Source organism: Mesorhizobium sp. ES1-3 (genome assembly GCF_020164795.1).
In the GTDB taxonomy this organism is placed as follows: Bacteria; Pseudomonadota; Alphaproteobacteria; order Rhizobiales; family Rhizobiaceae; genus Mesorhizobium.
Genome location: NZ_JAIUGW010000002.1, coordinates 127,431 through 140,864 on the forward strand (window position 1 = coordinate 127,431; position 13,434 = coordinate 140,864).

At 62.3% G+C, this 13,434-nt stretch carries 13 protein-coding genes; 10 read left to right on the top strand and 3 right to left on the bottom strand.

All coding sequences use genetic code 11. The annotated features are described in order from the left end of the window. Positions 1 to 64 precede the first annotated feature (64 nt). Entirely contained in the window at positions 65 to 1,621 is a 1,557-nt protein-coding gene (locus LB536_RS03680) for a hypothetical protein (RefSeq protein WP_224590352.1), read from the top strand. Positions 1,622 to 1,696: 75 nt separating this feature from the next. Here the strand turns inward: LB536_RS03680 and LB536_RS03685 are convergent, their stop codons facing one another. Both LB536_RS03685 and LB536_RS03690 read right to left on the bottom strand, forming a co-directional pair. After that, positions 1,697 to 2,350 (bottom strand): DUF2608 domain-containing protein, encoded by a 654-nt coding sequence (locus LB536_RS03685; protein WP_224590157.1) that lies wholly within the window; start codon positions 2,348 to 2,350, stop codon positions 1,697 to 1,699. Then, the gene (locus LB536_RS03690; RefSeq protein WP_224590158.1) at positions 2,347 to 2,646 is read right to left on the bottom strand and encodes a DUF3572 domain-containing protein; all 300 of its coding nucleotides are present in this window, start codon (positions 2,644 to 2,646) and stop codon (positions 2,347 to 2,349) included. The genes LB536_RS03685 and LB536_RS03690 overlap by 4 nt, the downstream gene beginning before the upstream one ends. A gap of 247 nt (positions 2,647 to 2,893) precedes the next feature. Between LB536_RS03690 and LB536_RS03695 the strand changes: the two genes are divergently transcribed. The 9 genes from LB536_RS03695 (at position 2,894) to LB536_RS03735 (ending at position 13,131) form a co-directional block, all read left to right on the top strand. After that, positions 2,894 to 3,265 carry a response regulator gene (locus LB536_RS03695; protein ID WP_006334976.1) on the top strand — a complete coding sequence of 124 codons (372 nt, stop codon included), beginning with the start codon at positions 2,894 to 2,896 and terminating at the stop codon, positions 3,263 to 3,265. Positions 3,266 to 3,298: 33 nt separating this feature from the next. Beyond that, positions 3,299 to 4,672, top strand: coding sequence for a PleD family two-component system response regulator (locus tag LB536_RS03700; RefSeq protein ID WP_140757605.1), 1,374 nt, complete (start codon positions 3,299 to 3,301; stop codon positions 4,670 to 4,672). A 558-nt stretch (positions 4,673 to 5,230) separates the two neighbouring features. Continuing rightward, positions 5,231 to 6,769, top strand: a complete 1,539-nt coding sequence (locus tag LB536_RS03705) for an FAD-dependent monooxygenase (protein ID WP_224590159.1) — start codon at positions 5,231 to 5,233, stop codon at positions 6,767 to 6,769. A 79-nt stretch (positions 6,770 to 6,848) separates the two neighbouring features. Continuing rightward, a complete protein-coding gene (locus LB536_RS03710; RefSeq protein ID WP_224590160.1) occupies positions 6,849 to 7,583 on the top strand; it encodes a FadR/GntR family transcriptional regulator in 735 nt (244 codons plus the stop codon). Continuing rightward, the gene (locus LB536_RS03715) at positions 7,580 to 8,767 is read left to right on the top strand and encodes a PLP-dependent transferase (RefSeq protein ID WP_224590161.1); all 1,188 of its coding nucleotides are present in this window, start codon (positions 7,580 to 7,582) and stop codon (positions 8,765 to 8,767) included. Before LB536_RS03710 ends, LB536_RS03715 begins: the two co-directional genes overlap by 4 nt. 29 nt (positions 8,768 to 8,796) lie before the next feature. Then, positions 8,797 to 10,074, top strand: coding sequence for an ABC transporter substrate-binding protein (locus LB536_RS03720; RefSeq protein ID WP_140757601.1), 1,278 nt, complete (start codon positions 8,797 to 8,799; stop codon positions 10,072 to 10,074). A 213-nt stretch (positions 10,075 to 10,287) separates the two neighbouring features. Continuing rightward, a complete protein-coding gene (locus tag LB536_RS03725; RefSeq protein ID WP_140757600.1) occupies positions 10,288 to 11,211 on the top strand; it encodes a carbohydrate ABC transporter permease in 924 nt (307 codons plus the stop codon). Continuing rightward, entirely contained in the window at positions 11,211 to 12,059 is an 849-nt protein-coding gene (locus LB536_RS03730) for a carbohydrate ABC transporter permease (RefSeq protein ID WP_140757599.1), read from the top strand. The genes LB536_RS03725 and LB536_RS03730 overlap by 1 nt, the downstream gene beginning before the upstream one ends. 4 nt (positions 12,060 to 12,063) lie before the next feature. Continuing rightward, positions 12,064 to 13,131 carry an ABC transporter ATP-binding protein gene (locus LB536_RS03735; RefSeq protein ID WP_224590162.1) on the top strand — a complete coding sequence of 356 codons (1,068 nt, stop codon included), beginning with the start codon at positions 12,064 to 12,066 and terminating at the stop codon, positions 13,129 to 13,131. Between the two features lie 111 nt (positions 13,132 to 13,242). On the opposite strand, the gene rpmG is transcribed toward LB536_RS03735, so the two are convergent. Further along, the gene (gene rpmG / locus LB536_RS03740) at positions 13,243 to 13,410 is read right to left on the bottom strand and encodes a 50S ribosomal protein L33 (RefSeq protein WP_006201775.1); all 168 of its coding nucleotides are present in this window, start codon (positions 13,408 to 13,410) and stop codon (positions 13,243 to 13,245) included. Between the last annotated feature and the right edge of the window lie 24 nt (positions 13,411 to 13,434).

Genomic DNA, 13,434 nt, shown 5'->3' on the forward strand with positions numbered 1-13,434 from the left:
TTTCCCTACCAGAGATACGAGACGAATTTTGCCTTCGATCGAACGGAGAATTCCCGTGAACCGTATGTTGCCAGTTGCCTTTACCGCGCTTCTGCTCAGTGCGCCTGCTTTCGGCCAGACCGTCGACAGCCAGGGCGCCAAGCAATTGTCCGATGACCTGTCCCGCTATGTCGGCAAACAGGCGCTCGACAAGGGTATTCTGAAGGTTTCGGCCGAAGGCGACGCCTACAAGATCGTGTTCGATTTCAAGGCGCTTGCCAGCAGCTTTCCCGACCAGAAGCTGATGAAATTCGACTTTGCGCCCTACGCCCTGCTGGTCAAGCCGCGCAGTGATGGGTCCTGGGATGTCTCGATGGATTTTTCGCAGAGCGCGTCCTTCGAATTCAACGGCCCCCAGGGAAAGCAAAGCACGCAATTCTCGATCAAGGACGGCAAGGGCAGCGGCGTTTATGACCCCAAGCTGGCGGCCTTCACCAGCGCCACAAGCTCGATGGCCGGGATGACGATGTCGTCGCAGGATAGCAAGCAGCAGATGGAGGCGAGCGCCGGTGCCGGCACCGTGACGCTTTCCGCGACCAAGGCGGCCAATGGCGGCGTCGATTTCACGACATCGCAAAAGATTTCGAACTTCGTCGAAGCGATAAAATTCAATGATCCCGAGAGCGGACTGAATTTTCCCGTTACCGTGAAGTCGCCGGAATTTTCTGTGGAGGCCAGCGGCAAGGGCGTCCAGACCAAGCCTCTGCTCGACCTCCTGGCGTTTGGCGTGGCCAATGAGGACGAGAAGACGCTGAAGGCAAACCAGGCGCAGCTCAAGTCGCTTCTGCTTGCAGCACTTCCGGTGTGGGAGCGTATCGACGGAACCTATGGCTTCAAGGATTTCGCGGTCGACAGCCCGATCGGCACGTTTGGGGCAACCCAGTTCGGCATAGCGTTCGGTTCCGATGGGGTCGCCCAGAACGGCAAGGTCAGCTATGGCATCAAGGCTTCGGGGCTGACCGTGCCGCAGCAGCTCTTGCCGAGCTGGAGCGTGGCCCTGCTGCCCACCGATATCGACCTGAATTTCGGCGGCGCCAACATCGATCTCGACAGCATGGCGAAGAAGGCGATCGAAGCCTTTGATCTCAATCAGGATCCGCCGCTGCCGGCCGAATTCGGCGACCAGCTCAAAGCCGAATTCCTGGCTAAGACGCCGAAGGTTGTCATCGGCCACAGCACCGTGAAGAACAAGGACATGGAGATCGCGCTGGAAGGTGAGATGACAAGCTTCGGCCAGAAACCCGACGCCAATCTCACTGTCGATGTCGCCGGCTTCGACAAGATCATGGAGCACCTGCAGGAAGCGGCGAAAGCGGAGCCGGAGGTCGGGCAGTACGTGCCTGTTGCCCTCATGGCGAAGGGTTTTGCCAAGACGCTGCCGGACGGCAAGCTGGAATGGGTCATCGATACCAAGGCCGACGGATCGGTCGCCGTCAATGGCGTCATGCTGAAGCCCGCCGACCCGGCGGTGGACGACAGCGTCGACGACGGTGACGGCTCGGACGAGAGCGGCAGCGACAATGGCGGCAGCGATAATGGCGGCAGCGCTAACGGCGGGGCAGGGGCGAAGCTCAAGCCTTGAGGGTTCTGCCTTCGAGCAATTCCAGGAAAAATTGCGCCCCGGTTTTCCGTCCGGGATCGCACCAAAACGCTTAGATTAGAACCCCAGCGCGCCAGCGATCTTAGGCGCGGCTTCGTGCCAATCCTGGACGACGATGACATCGTCCGGGACAGATGGCAGGAACGCGCGCAGCGAATTGTCGGCCATTAGATGGAAAAGATTTGCGTCGGCGACCGAGTCCCGCACCGACGCCAGATTGGCTGGCTGGTCGTCGACGAAGACCACGGGCCTGCCGGTCTTGCCGCGCAGCTTGGCCACCGCCGGACCCTTGGCCATTTCGGTGGTCAGCAGCGGGTAGCTTAGTCCGAGGGCGTCGAGGTGGGCGCGGCGCACGCCACGATGCCTGTGCGGCATGGCCGTCAGCAATATGATTTCCGCCCGGTCTCCGAGCTCCGTCAAAGCTTCCGCGGCGCCATCCGCGATGCCCTGCCAATCGGCTTGCGCGTCGAAGAAATCGCCCAGGAGTGCCGTGACCTCGGGTTGTTCGATCAGGCGACCGCTGGCCGTTTCTGCAATGTTGCCGGTCAGCCGGAAGGAAGCCAGGGTCAGGCCATAGCCGCGCTCCTTGAGAAAATGCGGAAACGGGCGGATGAATTCGAGCACCACGTCGTCGACGTCGAGTACCAGCAGCGGCCGGTCGTCGGCCGCCAGTTCCTCGATCTGCCGCGCGGTTTCGGGATCATCGCTCATGTGGAACGCTCGTGATTGTCGTCGCCAAGCGGCAAGGCGCGCAACGCCTTGCCGACAGCCGCCGGCGGGATGCCGGTTTCCTCGGCGAAGCGCATCAAAGTCGGCTCGTGGGCGAGGATGAACTGCAGGACGCCGGCGAGGAAACCCGGCTCGCCGGCCGCCCTGCGGATCGAATGCGCCTCTATTCCCGTGATCGCCAGAAAGCGCGGCAAAAGCTCCGGATCCGCGGCAACGAAGCCCAATGCCTTTACGGCAATGGTTTCGGCCTCTTCGCGCATTGACGCTGCGTTTGCCATCACTACCTTCGGTGTGTGGAATGAGTCTCTCCCGCAGTAATGGCAAGAGTTGCTTGCGGCAAGCCATTAGAGTGTGGCGCGCCTTTTAGACGCGTGGGAGGCGAGGGCGGAATTCGTGGTGCTTTGCAGGCCGCGGGTTTCCGTTTCGTCAATCATATTGCCGTATCGTGGAGCAGGGTTTGGTGCGTCCAAGGAAAGAGCGCATGACGGCCACCTCCGGGCGGAGGACGGCCGGGACGGGATTTCGATGCCTAAGAAGGTCATGATCGTCGAGGACAACGAGCTCAATATGAAGCTCTTTCGGGACCTCATCGAAGCAAGCGGTTACGAGACGGTGCGCACCCGCAACGGCCTGGAAGCGCTCGACCTGGCGCGCCAGCACCGGCCGGACCTCATCCTGATGGATATCCAACTGCCAGAAGTGTCGGGGCTGGAAGTGACCAAATGGCTGAAGGAGGACGATGATTTGCATGTCATCCCGGTCATTGCCGTGACTGCTTTCGCGATGAAAGGCGACGAGGAGCGCATCCGCCAAGGTGGCTGCGAGGCCTATATTTCGAAGCCGATCTCGGTGCCGCGCTTCATCGAAACCATCAAATCCTATCTGGGCGATGCCTGATGTTCCCTTCCAGCCGAGCCGGAGCCTTGTGAAATGACCGCGCGGATCCTCGTCGTCGACGACATCCCTGCCAATGTGAGGCTGCTGGAAGTCCGGCTGCTTGCCGAATATTTCGAGGTGCTGACCGCCACCAACGGGCCCGACGCGATCGAGACCTGCGAGAACGGCAAAATCGATGTCGTGCTGCTCGACGTGATGATGCCCGATATGGACGGGTTCGAGGTCTGCCGGCGGCTGAAGAGCGATCCGGCGACGTCGCACATTCCGGTGGTGATGATCACGGCTCTCGACCAGGTTTCCGACCGCGTGCGCGGGCTGGAGGCCGGCGCCGACGACTTCCTGACCAAGCCGGTCAACGACCTGCAACTGATGACGCGCGTCAAGAGCCTTGTCCGCCTGAAGTCGCTGACCGACGAGCTTCGGCTGCGCGCCTCGACCACACGCAACATCGGCATCGAAGAACTTTTGAGCCGCAATTTCGCGTCCCAGGATACCACGCCGAAAGTGCTTCTGATCGACGAGCGCAAATCGTCGGTCGAGCGCATCCAGAAGATGTTGCGCGAACGTGCCGACGTCGACGTCACCGGCGATCCGCATGCCGGGTTCTTCCAGGCCGCCGAAACCCCCTATGAATGCGTGATGATCTCGACGGCCTTCGCCGACTTCGATCCGCTCAGGCTCTGCTCGCAACTGCGCTCGCTCGACCGCACCCGTTTCGTGCCGATCATCCTTTTGGCGGAGGAGGGCGAGGATGAGCGCATCATCCGTGGGCTTGAACTCGGCATCAACGACTATCTGATGCGGCCGATCGACCAGCAGGAACTGACGGCGCGGCTGCGCACCCAGGTGCGCCGCAAGCGCTACAATGACCAATTGCGCGCCAGCGTCACCCAGACCATCGAAATGGCCGTGACCGATGGCCTGACCGGTCTGCACAACCGCCGCTATCTCGACAGCCATCTGCAGACGCTGTTCGACCGCGCCGTGGCGCGGCGCCGGCCGCTGTCGGTGATGATCACCGATCTCGACCGCTTCAAGTCTATCAATGACACGCATGGCCATGACGGCGGCGACGAGGTGTTGCGCGAATTCGCGCGGCGGCTGCGCAAGAATGTCAGGGGTATCGACCTTGCCTGCCGGTTCGGCGGCGAGGAGTTCGTGGTGGTGATGCCGGACACCGACGGCACCGTGGCCGAGAAGGTGGCCGAGCGCATCCGCGCCGAAATCGCCCAGATGCCGTTCGCCATCGGTGCCGACGGCAAGACGATCGAGGTCACCGTCAGCGTTGGGGTGTCATCGGTGCTGAAGGGCGTGGATACGGTGGCGGCGCTGATGAAGCGCGCCGATCTCGCGCTCTACGAAGCCAAGAGCGGCGGCCGCAACCGCGTCGTTGCCAAGGCGGCCTGACGGCCGGGCCGGCCCGTCGACCCAAGAGGGTTACCCATTTACCTTAATCCAAGCGATTCGCGAGCCTTGGTTAAGAAACTGTTGATTTTCATAAGCTCTTGCGCAAATGTGCAGGCAAGACGAAGCCGGCACGAGGGTAGATCGCCGGCTCGGTCCCTCAGGAATACCCCATGATGCTCAGGTCCGCCGCATCTCCTGGGTCCGTGGGGTCGGCCGGCCGGCGCTGGCACATAGTGGCCTCCTCGTACCGCTGCCAAACGCCGACCGGCCCCCTTTGTCCGACACGACATTAGGAATCTGCGTCAAGCCCCGGAAGTGCCGGGGCTATTTTGTGCGCGGCAGGGTCTGAAGGAACGCTTTCCTGGCTTGTAACGGCTTCCGTTGCGCCCCGCGTGAGCCGTCACTTCGCAGCGCCGCGACTTTTCACTGCCGTACTAAAAAGGGAAGGAGAAAAGCTATCCCCTCAATTTCGTAGATATGGCGCACAAGGGGCTTGCGGCAAGACCTGGCTGTTCCCGTAAAACCACGACCCAAATTAACGGAAACGGGAGTGGCGAAATGCCGGAATGGTTGCCAGGAGGCCAAGTGCGTCGGGACCACGCGGTGGTGATCGTCGGAGGCGGTCCGACCGGGTTGATGCTGGCTGGCGAACTCGCATTGGCAAGCGTCGATGTGGCCATTGTCGAGCGGCGCCCGAACCAGGAACTCATCGGCTCGCGCGCGGGTGGCCTGCACGCACGCACCATCGAGGTGCTCGACCAGCGCGGAATTGCCGACCGATTCCTATCGCAGGGACAGCGATCGCCGTCCGTCAGCTTCCACATGATCCGGCTGGATGTCAGCGATTTTCCCACGCGGCACAATTATCTGCTGGCGCTGCGGCAAAACCATATCGAGCGGATATTGGCCGACTGGATCAGCGAGTTGGGAGTGCCGATCTGTCGCGGACAGGACGTCACGGGTTTTGCACAGGATGACGGTGGCGTCGATGTCGAGCTGTCCGGTGGCCAGCGGTTGCGGACGCAGTATCTCGTCGGCTGCGACGGCGGACGCAGCATGATCCGCAAGGCGGCGGGCATCGCGTTCGACGGATGGGATCCGACGATGAGCTGGATGATCGCCGAGGTCGAGATGGCGGAGGAACCAGCAGTGGGCTTTCGCAGCGACGCCCATGGTATTCATGCGATTGGCAAGGTCGAGGAAGGTGGCCGGCTGGGTGTCGTGCTGACCGAGAGACAACTGACCATTGGTGGCGAACCGACCCTGCGCGATCTCAGCGAGGCGCTCGTCGCGGTGTATGGCACCGATTACGGGGTCCACAGTCCGACCTGGATTTCGCGGTTCACCGACATGACGCGCCAGGCTGCCGCTTACCGCGACAGACGTATTCTGCTGGCCGGCGACGCCGCGCACATCCATCCCCCAATGGGCGGACAGGGCCTCAACATCGGTGTGCAGGACGCAGTCAACCTTGGATGGAAACTGGCACAGGTGGTCAAGCTGATATTACCGGACAGCCTGCTCGACAGCTACCATGCCGAACGCCATCCGGTCGCCGCCCGCGTGCTGCGCAACGCGCTGGCGCAGGTTGCGCTCCGTCGCATGGATGCACGCACCAAGGCTCTGGGCGACACCTTTGCCGAACTGCTCGCCATGGATGGGCCACGCAAACGGATCGCCGCGGACATGTCCGGCCTGGGTGTCCATTACGACCTCGGCGAAGGCCACGCGCTGCTTGGGCGGCGAATACCCGACCTCGACCTGCTCACCGCCAACGGGCCGTTGCGGCTGTTTACCTTGCTGCACGACGCGCGGCCGGTGCTCCTCAATTTCGGTGAGCCAGGCAGACTGGACATTGCGCCTTGGACCGACAGGATTCGGCAGATCGACGCCGTGTATGCCGGCGCCTGGGAGCTTCCCGTACTGGGAACGGTCGCTGTGCCCGACGCTGTCTTGATCCGGCCCGATGGATACGTGGCCTGGGTAGGAGTTGGGACGCAACAGGGATTGGCCGATGCGTTGACCAGATGGTTCGGGCCGGCTGCCGCGCATCCTTCCGAACATGGCGCTTCACAACCTCCTTGGGCCGAAGACTGAAAGTCTCCTGACACGCGATTGACAGGAGGGCTTCATCTGTGCAGAAATTGGTTGGACCATTGGACCACTTGGAGGAAATGTGGACCAGAACAGCCTGCCACCCATTCAGACGACGGCGCGCGACGACGCCGTGCTGAAGGCATTGGTGGGCTTCGTCCGCGCCGAGGCCTTGCAGCCTGGCGAGCGATTGCCGACCGAGCGCATCCTGGCCGAACGGCTCAAGGTCAGCCGCAACACGGTGCGCGAGGCGCTGACCCGGTGGGAGGGATTGGGCCTGGTCGAACGCCGGCAAGGCAGCGGCACCTATCTCAAGGCGGCCGTCTCGCCCGACATGCTGCATTTGCCGCTGACGCTGGCCGGCGGCAACGACTTCACCAGCCTGATGCAGACGCTGGAAATCCGCCGCGCACTGGAAGCGGAAGCGGCGGCGCTGTGCGCCGAGCGGGCAAGGCCGGCCGACATTGCCGAGATCGAACGCAAGCTTGATATCATGGAGCAGGCGTTTCGCACCCTTGACGGCATGTCGTCGGAAGAGGACTGGGAATTCCACCAGGCGATCTACCGGGTCTCCGGCAATCCGCTGTTCGAACAGATTATCGCCGCCATGCACGAACTGTTCCATCGCTTCTGGGAGCATCCGCTCGGCGTGCGCGATTTCGGCCATGCCAGCTTTCCCTATCACCGCACCATCTACGAACGCATCGCCGCACGCGATCCGCAAGGCGCCCGCGCAGAGGCGCTGAAGCTCATCGCAACCGTCGAGGACGACCTGAAGCGCGGTGCGGCCAAACTCAAACTTTCGGACCTGAGATGAACGAGCAGCCAGCCGGTTTCGATCACGACTATCTCGCCGAGGCGGCGACGCTCTTGGCGCATGACGAACCGTTCCCCGGTGGCGCCGTCGTGCCACCGATCTACCAGACGTCGCTGTTCACCTTCGCCAATTATGCCGAAATGGCCGAGACGTTTGCCGGCAAACGAAAGCAGCCGATCTATTCGCGCGGCGACAATCCGACGGTCATGGAGTTCGAGTCGCGTGTCGCGGCTCTCGAAGGCGCCGAGGCCGCACGTGGGTTCTCCAGCGGCATGGCGGCGATCAGCGCCACCGTGCTTGCCTTTGTCGGGGCAGGCGAGCGCATCGTTGCGGTGCGCAATTGTTATGGCGATGCCTACCGGCTGTTCGAACGCCTCCTGCCGCGGCTCGACATCAAGGTCGACTACGTCGAGGGCTCCGACCCGGACGCGGTCGCGGCGGCATTGCCCGGCGCCAAGCTGCTCTACCTGGAAAGCCCGACCTCGATGGTGTTCGAGCTCCAGGACCTGCCGCATCTGACCCGGCTGGCAAAAGAGCAGGGCATCGTCACCACCATCGACAATTCCTGGGCGACGCCGGTTTTCCAGAAGCCGATCACGCACGGCGTCGACCTGGTGCTGCACTCGGCCTCGAAATATCTCGGTGGCCACAGCGACACGGTCGCCGGCGTGGTCGCAGGCTCGGCCGCGCATATCAAGCACATCAACGAGCAGACCTATTCCTATCTCGGTGGCAAGCTATCGCCTTTCGAGGCCTGGCTTTTGCTGCGCGGCCTGCGCACGCTGCCGCTGCGCCTGCCGCACCACATGAAGAGCGGGCTCGCCATCGCCGAGCGGCTGAAGGCGCATGGCAATGTCGAGCGGGTCAACCACCCCGCCTATTCCAACCATCCGGGCAAGGCGACGCTTGCCGGCTATGGCGGGTTGTTCTCCTTCGAGGTGACGGACGACATCGACATTCCCGTCTTCGTCGACGCGCTGAGATATTTCCGCATCGGCGTCAGCTGGGGCGGGCATGAGAGCCTGGTCGTACCGGCCAAGGCGTCGCTAGAGCAGACGCCGGGACTGAATTCGATGGCGCGCTTCGGCGTCAGCCCCCGAACCATCCGCTTCAATGTCGGATTGGAAAATGTCGAGGATCTCTGGGCGGATGTCGCTCAGGCCTTCGAAAAAGCCAGAAAATAACAAGCGGGTTCAAAATGGGAGTCTTGAACATGAGAAAACTGACCGTCATGCTTGCCACCGTTGCGGGGCTGGCGATTTCCGCCGGAAGCGCGCTGGCCGATTCGACCCTGAAAATGGTCGAGGTGATCACCAGCCCGCCACGCACCGAATTCCTCAAGAAGCAGATCGCCGAGTTCGAGGCGGCCAATCCGGGCGTCAAGGTCGAGCTCGTCTCGCTGCCCTGGGGGCAGGCCTTCGAAAAATTCCTGACCATGGTGCAGGCCGGCGACACGCCTGACGTGGTCGAGATGCCGGAACGCTGGATGGGGCTTTACGCCAACAATGCCCAGCTCGAGGATCTCGGCCCCTATATGGCCAAGTGGGACGACGCCAAGACGCTGGGCGAGCGTGCCAAACAGTTCGGCTCGACCGTGAACAACACCCAGTTCATGATCCCCTATGGCTACTATGTGAACGCGCTGTTCTGGAACAAGAAGCTGTTCAAGGAGGCCGGTCTCGACGGCCCGCCGGCAACGCTCGAAGAATTCGTCGCCGATTCCAAGAAGATCTCGGCCATTCCCGGCAAATACGGCTACTGCCTGCGCGGCGGGCCGGGTGCCTTCAATGGCATGCACATGTTCATGAACATCGCCGCCGGCAAGGGCGGCTATTTCAACGAAGACGGCACCTCGACCATCAATGAAGAGGGCTCGGTCAAGGGCCTGCAGATGCTAGCCGACATGTACAAGAACGGTCTTGCGCCGAAGGATTCCGTGAGCTGGGGCTTCAACGAGACCGTCACCGGCTTCTATTCCGGTACTTGCGCCATGCTTAACCAGGATCCGGACGCGCTGCTCGGCATCGCCGACAAGATGAGCGCCGACGATTTCGCCGTGGCGCCGCTGCCGGTCGGCCCAAGCGGCAAATCCTATCCGACGCTGGGCTATGCCGGCTGGGCGATGTTCGCCAATTCCCAGCACAAGGACGATGCCTGGAAGCTGATGGCGACCCTTCTGTCGCCAAAGGACAATCTGGAATGGGCCAAGGAAGTCGGGGTCGTGCCGATCCACAAGGGCGCCGACCAGGATCCCCATTTCAAGACCGAGCAGTTCAAGGGCTGGTTCACCGAGCTCAGCGACAGTTCCAAATACGAAATGGTGACGCCTCCGACGCATCTGGAAAACCTCGGCAATTTCGTCGACCAGGTGGCCATCAAGAATTTTCAGGAAGTGCTGCTTGGCCAGAAGACGGCCAAGGACGTCGCCGACCAGTGGGCTGCCTTCCTGACAAAGGAGCAGCAGGACTGGCTGGCGAAGAACAAGAAGTAATTTTTCGTCCCTTCTCCCCGTTCACGGGGAGAAGGTGGCCCGATAGGGCCGGATGAGGGGCAGCGCCAAGTTCTGCCAGCCTAGCGCCGCCCCTCATCTGCCTGCCCGTCCTCCGCAGCAGCTGCGGAGGGTGGACCGGCATCTTCTCCCCGTTGAACGGGGAGAAGGACGCTTGTCGCCAACGCCGCGCTCCCAGAGGACGTTCCACAGCCAATGACCTATGCCGTGTCCGAAATACGATCTGTCGGCAAGCCGCGACGTAAGTGGCTCACACACGCTGCCATCGAGCCCTGGCTTTATCTCAGCCCGGCGATCATCCTGCTGGTCGTGGTGCTGCTCGTGCCGCTGGTCATCGGCATCAGCTACTCCTTCCGCAAATTCTCTGCCTTCAAGTCGGAATATGTCGGGCTCGGGCAGTATCAGGCGATGCTGTCGGATCAGGTGCTGGGCCAGGCGCTGATCAACACGTTGTGGTGGACGGTGGCCAGCCTGTTCTTCCAATTCTTCCTCGGCCTTGGCCTGGCGCTGCTGCTCGACAAGCCGTTTCGGGGCCGCAAGGCCGTGCAGGCGCTGGTCTTCCTGCCCTGGGCGGTGCCCTCCTTCCTGTCGGGGCTGACCTGGGCCTGGTTGTTCAACCCGATCGTCGGGCCGCTGCCGCACTGGCTGTTCGCCTTGGGGCTGAAAGCCGAACCGACCAATGTGCTGTCCGATCCGGCCACCGCGATGTGGGGGCCGATCATCGCCAATGTCTGGTTCGGCATTCCGTTCTTCGCCATAACGTTGCTGGCGGCGCTGAAGTCTATCCCCTCGGAGCTGCATGAGGCGGCGGCGATCGACGGCGCTTCCCCGTTGCAACGTTTCACCAAGGTCACGCTGCCGTTCCTGGCGCCGACCATCGCCATCACGGTGATGTTGCGCACCATCTGGATCGCCACCTTCGCCGATCTGATCTTCGTCATGACGGAGGGCGGACCGGCCGGCTCGACCAACACGGTGCCGGTCTACATCTATGTCAGCGCCTTCAAGTCACTGGACAAGGGCTATGCCTCGGCTGTGGCCGTGCTGCTGCTCGTCCTGCTCATCGCCTATGCGATCGGGCTGATCGCGATCCGCCGCTCCCTTGTGAGGCACGTCTGATGATCGCTGGACGCTCAGCCCCGCAGCGCTTCTTCGGCGGCATCGGCCTTTACGCCGCGATCGCCGCCTATGTGGTCTTCGCCTTGTTCCCTATCTACTGGACGCTGAAGATCTCGGTCACGCCGGAGCGGCTGCTCTATTCCGAAGGCATCACCTTCTGGCCGTCGCACATGACGTTGCAGAATTTCGTCACCGTGCTGGAGGCCACCGATTTCCCGCGCTATTTCCTCAACAGCGTCATCGTCTCGGTGTCGACGGCGGCCCTGGTGACGATCATCTCCACGCTCGCCGGCTACGCGATGTCGCGCTTTACCTTTCGCGGCAAGGCGGCACTGGCGTTGATGCTGCTTTTGACCCAGACCTTTCCTCTGGTGATGGTCATTCCGCCGATCTATCGCGTGATGGGTCAGATCGGCCTGATCAACAGCCTGACCGGGCTGATCATCATCTACACCGCCTTCAACACCGCCTTCGCCACCTTCCTAATGCAGTCTTTCTTCGACGGCATCCCGAAGGACCTCGAAGAGGCGGCGATGATCGACGGCTGTACCCGCGCGCAAGCGATGCGCCGGGTGATCGTGCCGCTGACGCTGCCCGGCATGGGCGCGACACTGGGCTTCGTCTTCACCGCCGCCTGGAGCGAGCTCCTGTTCGCGCTGATGCTGATTTCCAGCGACGACCAGAAGACCTTCGCGGTCGGCCTGCTCACCTTCATCGGCAAGTTCGCCGTCGACTGGGGGCAGATGATGGCGGCGTCCATCCTGGCGCTGATCCCGGTCTGCATCTTCTTCGCCTTCCTGCAACGTTATCTCGTCACCGGCCTGACCGCCGGCGCGGTCAAAGGATAGATCGATGGCCTCTGTCACGCTCGAAAAGGTCCGTAAGGATTATGGCGCCGTGCGCGTCCTGCACGCGGTCGATCTCGAGATCGCCGATGGCGAGTTCGTCGTCCTGGTCGGACCGTCCGGCTGCGGCAAGTCCACGCTTTTGCGCATGATCGCCGGGCTCGAGGAAGCCTCTGGCGGCGAGATACGCATCGGCGATCGGCTGGTCAACGATGTCGCGCCCAAGGACCGCGACATCGCCATGGTGTTCCAGTCCTATGCTCTCTATCCGCATATGGACGTGTCGAAGAACATGGGCTTCAGCCTGATGCTGAAGAAGGCCGAGAAGCCGGCGATCGATGCTCGCGTCGATGGCGCGGCCAAGCGGCTGGGGCTCGATACGTTCCTGCAACGCCTGCCGCGACAACTGTCCGGCGGCCAACGCCAGCGTGTCGCCATGGGCCGTGCCATCGTGCGCGATCCGAAAGTCTTCCTGTTTGACGAGCCGCTGTCGAACCTCGACGCCAAGCTGCGTGTTCACATGCGCGCCGAGATCAAGGCGCTGCACCAGCAGTTGAAGACCACCTCTGTCTACGTCACCCACGACCAGATCGAGGCTATGACCATGGCCGACCGCATCGTCGTCATGCATGACGGGCTGATCCAGCAGGTCGGCGCGCCGCTCGATCTCTATGACCGGCCGGCCAACATGTTCGTCGCCGGCTTCATCGGCTCTCCGGGGATGAATTTCCTGCCGGCGACGGTGGAGAAGGGCGGCCAGGCGGATGCCGTGTTGTCCGATGGCCAGAAGCTTCGGCTGCCGGACGGCCTGCCGCTCAGGGATGGCGACGTCATCACCGTCGGGCTGCGCCCCGAGCATATCGGGCTCGCCGATGACGGCGCCCTGCAGGGCGAAGTGGGAGTGGTGGAGCCGCTCGGCCTGTCGACGCAGTTCTACGTCAAACTGGCCGGCCAGCAGCTTTGCGTCTTTGCCATGGGCCGCGCGGCCGTGAAGCCCGGCGACTTGGTGCGGCTGGCGGCGGATCCGGCGTCGCTGCATCTGTTCGATCCGAAAAGCGGCGATCGAATCGGCTGAATGAATTCATCCAGGGCCGAGGGAACTCAGCCCGCAGCCTTCCGCCTTGCAAACGAAACGAAAACGCCGCCCGATGGGCGGCGTTTCGGCATTCCAGAGGAAAAACCCAGATTACTTGATCTTGGTTTCCTTGAATTCGACGTGCTTCTTGGCGACCGGGTCGTACTTGCGGAACGACAGCTTGTCGGTCTTGGTACGGCTGTTCTTGCTGGTGACGTAGAAGAAACCGGTGTCGGCGGTCGACAGAAGCTTGATCTTGATGTTTGCGGCTTTGGCCATGATCTCAGTCCGTTATGTTCGTGG

Excerpts from the sequence above, each read along its gene's own strand:
- LB536_RS03730 (WP_140757599.1), top strand. The coding sequence starts at position 11,211 with ATGATCGCTGGACGCTCAGCCCCGCAGCGCTTCTTCGGCGGCATCGGC.
- LB536_RS03690 (WP_224590158.1), bottom strand. The coding sequence starts at position 2,646 with ATGGCAAACGCAGCGTCAATGCGCGAAGAGGCCGAAACCATTGCCGTA.
- LB536_RS03680 (WP_224590352.1), top strand. The coding sequence starts at position 65 with ATGTTGCCAGTTGCCTTTACCGCGCTTCTGCTCAGTGCGCCTGCTTTC.
- rpmG (WP_006201775.1), bottom strand. The coding sequence starts at position 13,410 with ATGGCCAAAGCCGCAAACATCAAGATCAAGCTTCTGTCGACCGCCGAC.
- LB536_RS03685 (WP_224590157.1), bottom strand. The coding sequence starts at position 2,350 with ATGAGCGATGATCCCGAAACCGCGCGGCAGATCGAGGAACTGGCGGCC.
- LB536_RS03725 (WP_140757600.1), top strand. The coding sequence starts at position 10,288 with ATGACCTATGCCGTGTCCGAAATACGATCTGTCGGCAAGCCGCGACGT.
- LB536_RS03720 (WP_140757601.1), top strand. The coding sequence starts at position 8,797 with ATGAGAAAACTGACCGTCATGCTTGCCACCGTTGCGGGGCTGGCGATT.
- LB536_RS03735 (WP_224590162.1), top strand. The coding sequence starts at position 12,064 with ATGGCCTCTGTCACGCTCGAAAAGGTCCGTAAGGATTATGGCGCCGTG.
- LB536_RS03715 (WP_224590161.1), top strand. The coding sequence starts at position 7,580 with ATGAACGAGCAGCCAGCCGGTTTCGATCACGACTATCTCGCCGAGGCG.
- LB536_RS03700 (WP_140757605.1), top strand. The coding sequence starts at position 3,299 with ATGACCGCGCGGATCCTCGTCGTCGACGACATCCCTGCCAATGTGAGG.
- LB536_RS03695 (WP_006334976.1), top strand. The coding sequence starts at position 2,894 with ATGCCTAAGAAGGTCATGATCGTCGAGGACAACGAGCTCAATATGAAG.
- LB536_RS03705 (WP_224590159.1), top strand. The coding sequence starts at position 5,231 with ATGCCGGAATGGTTGCCAGGAGGCCAAGTGCGTCGGGACCACGCGGTG.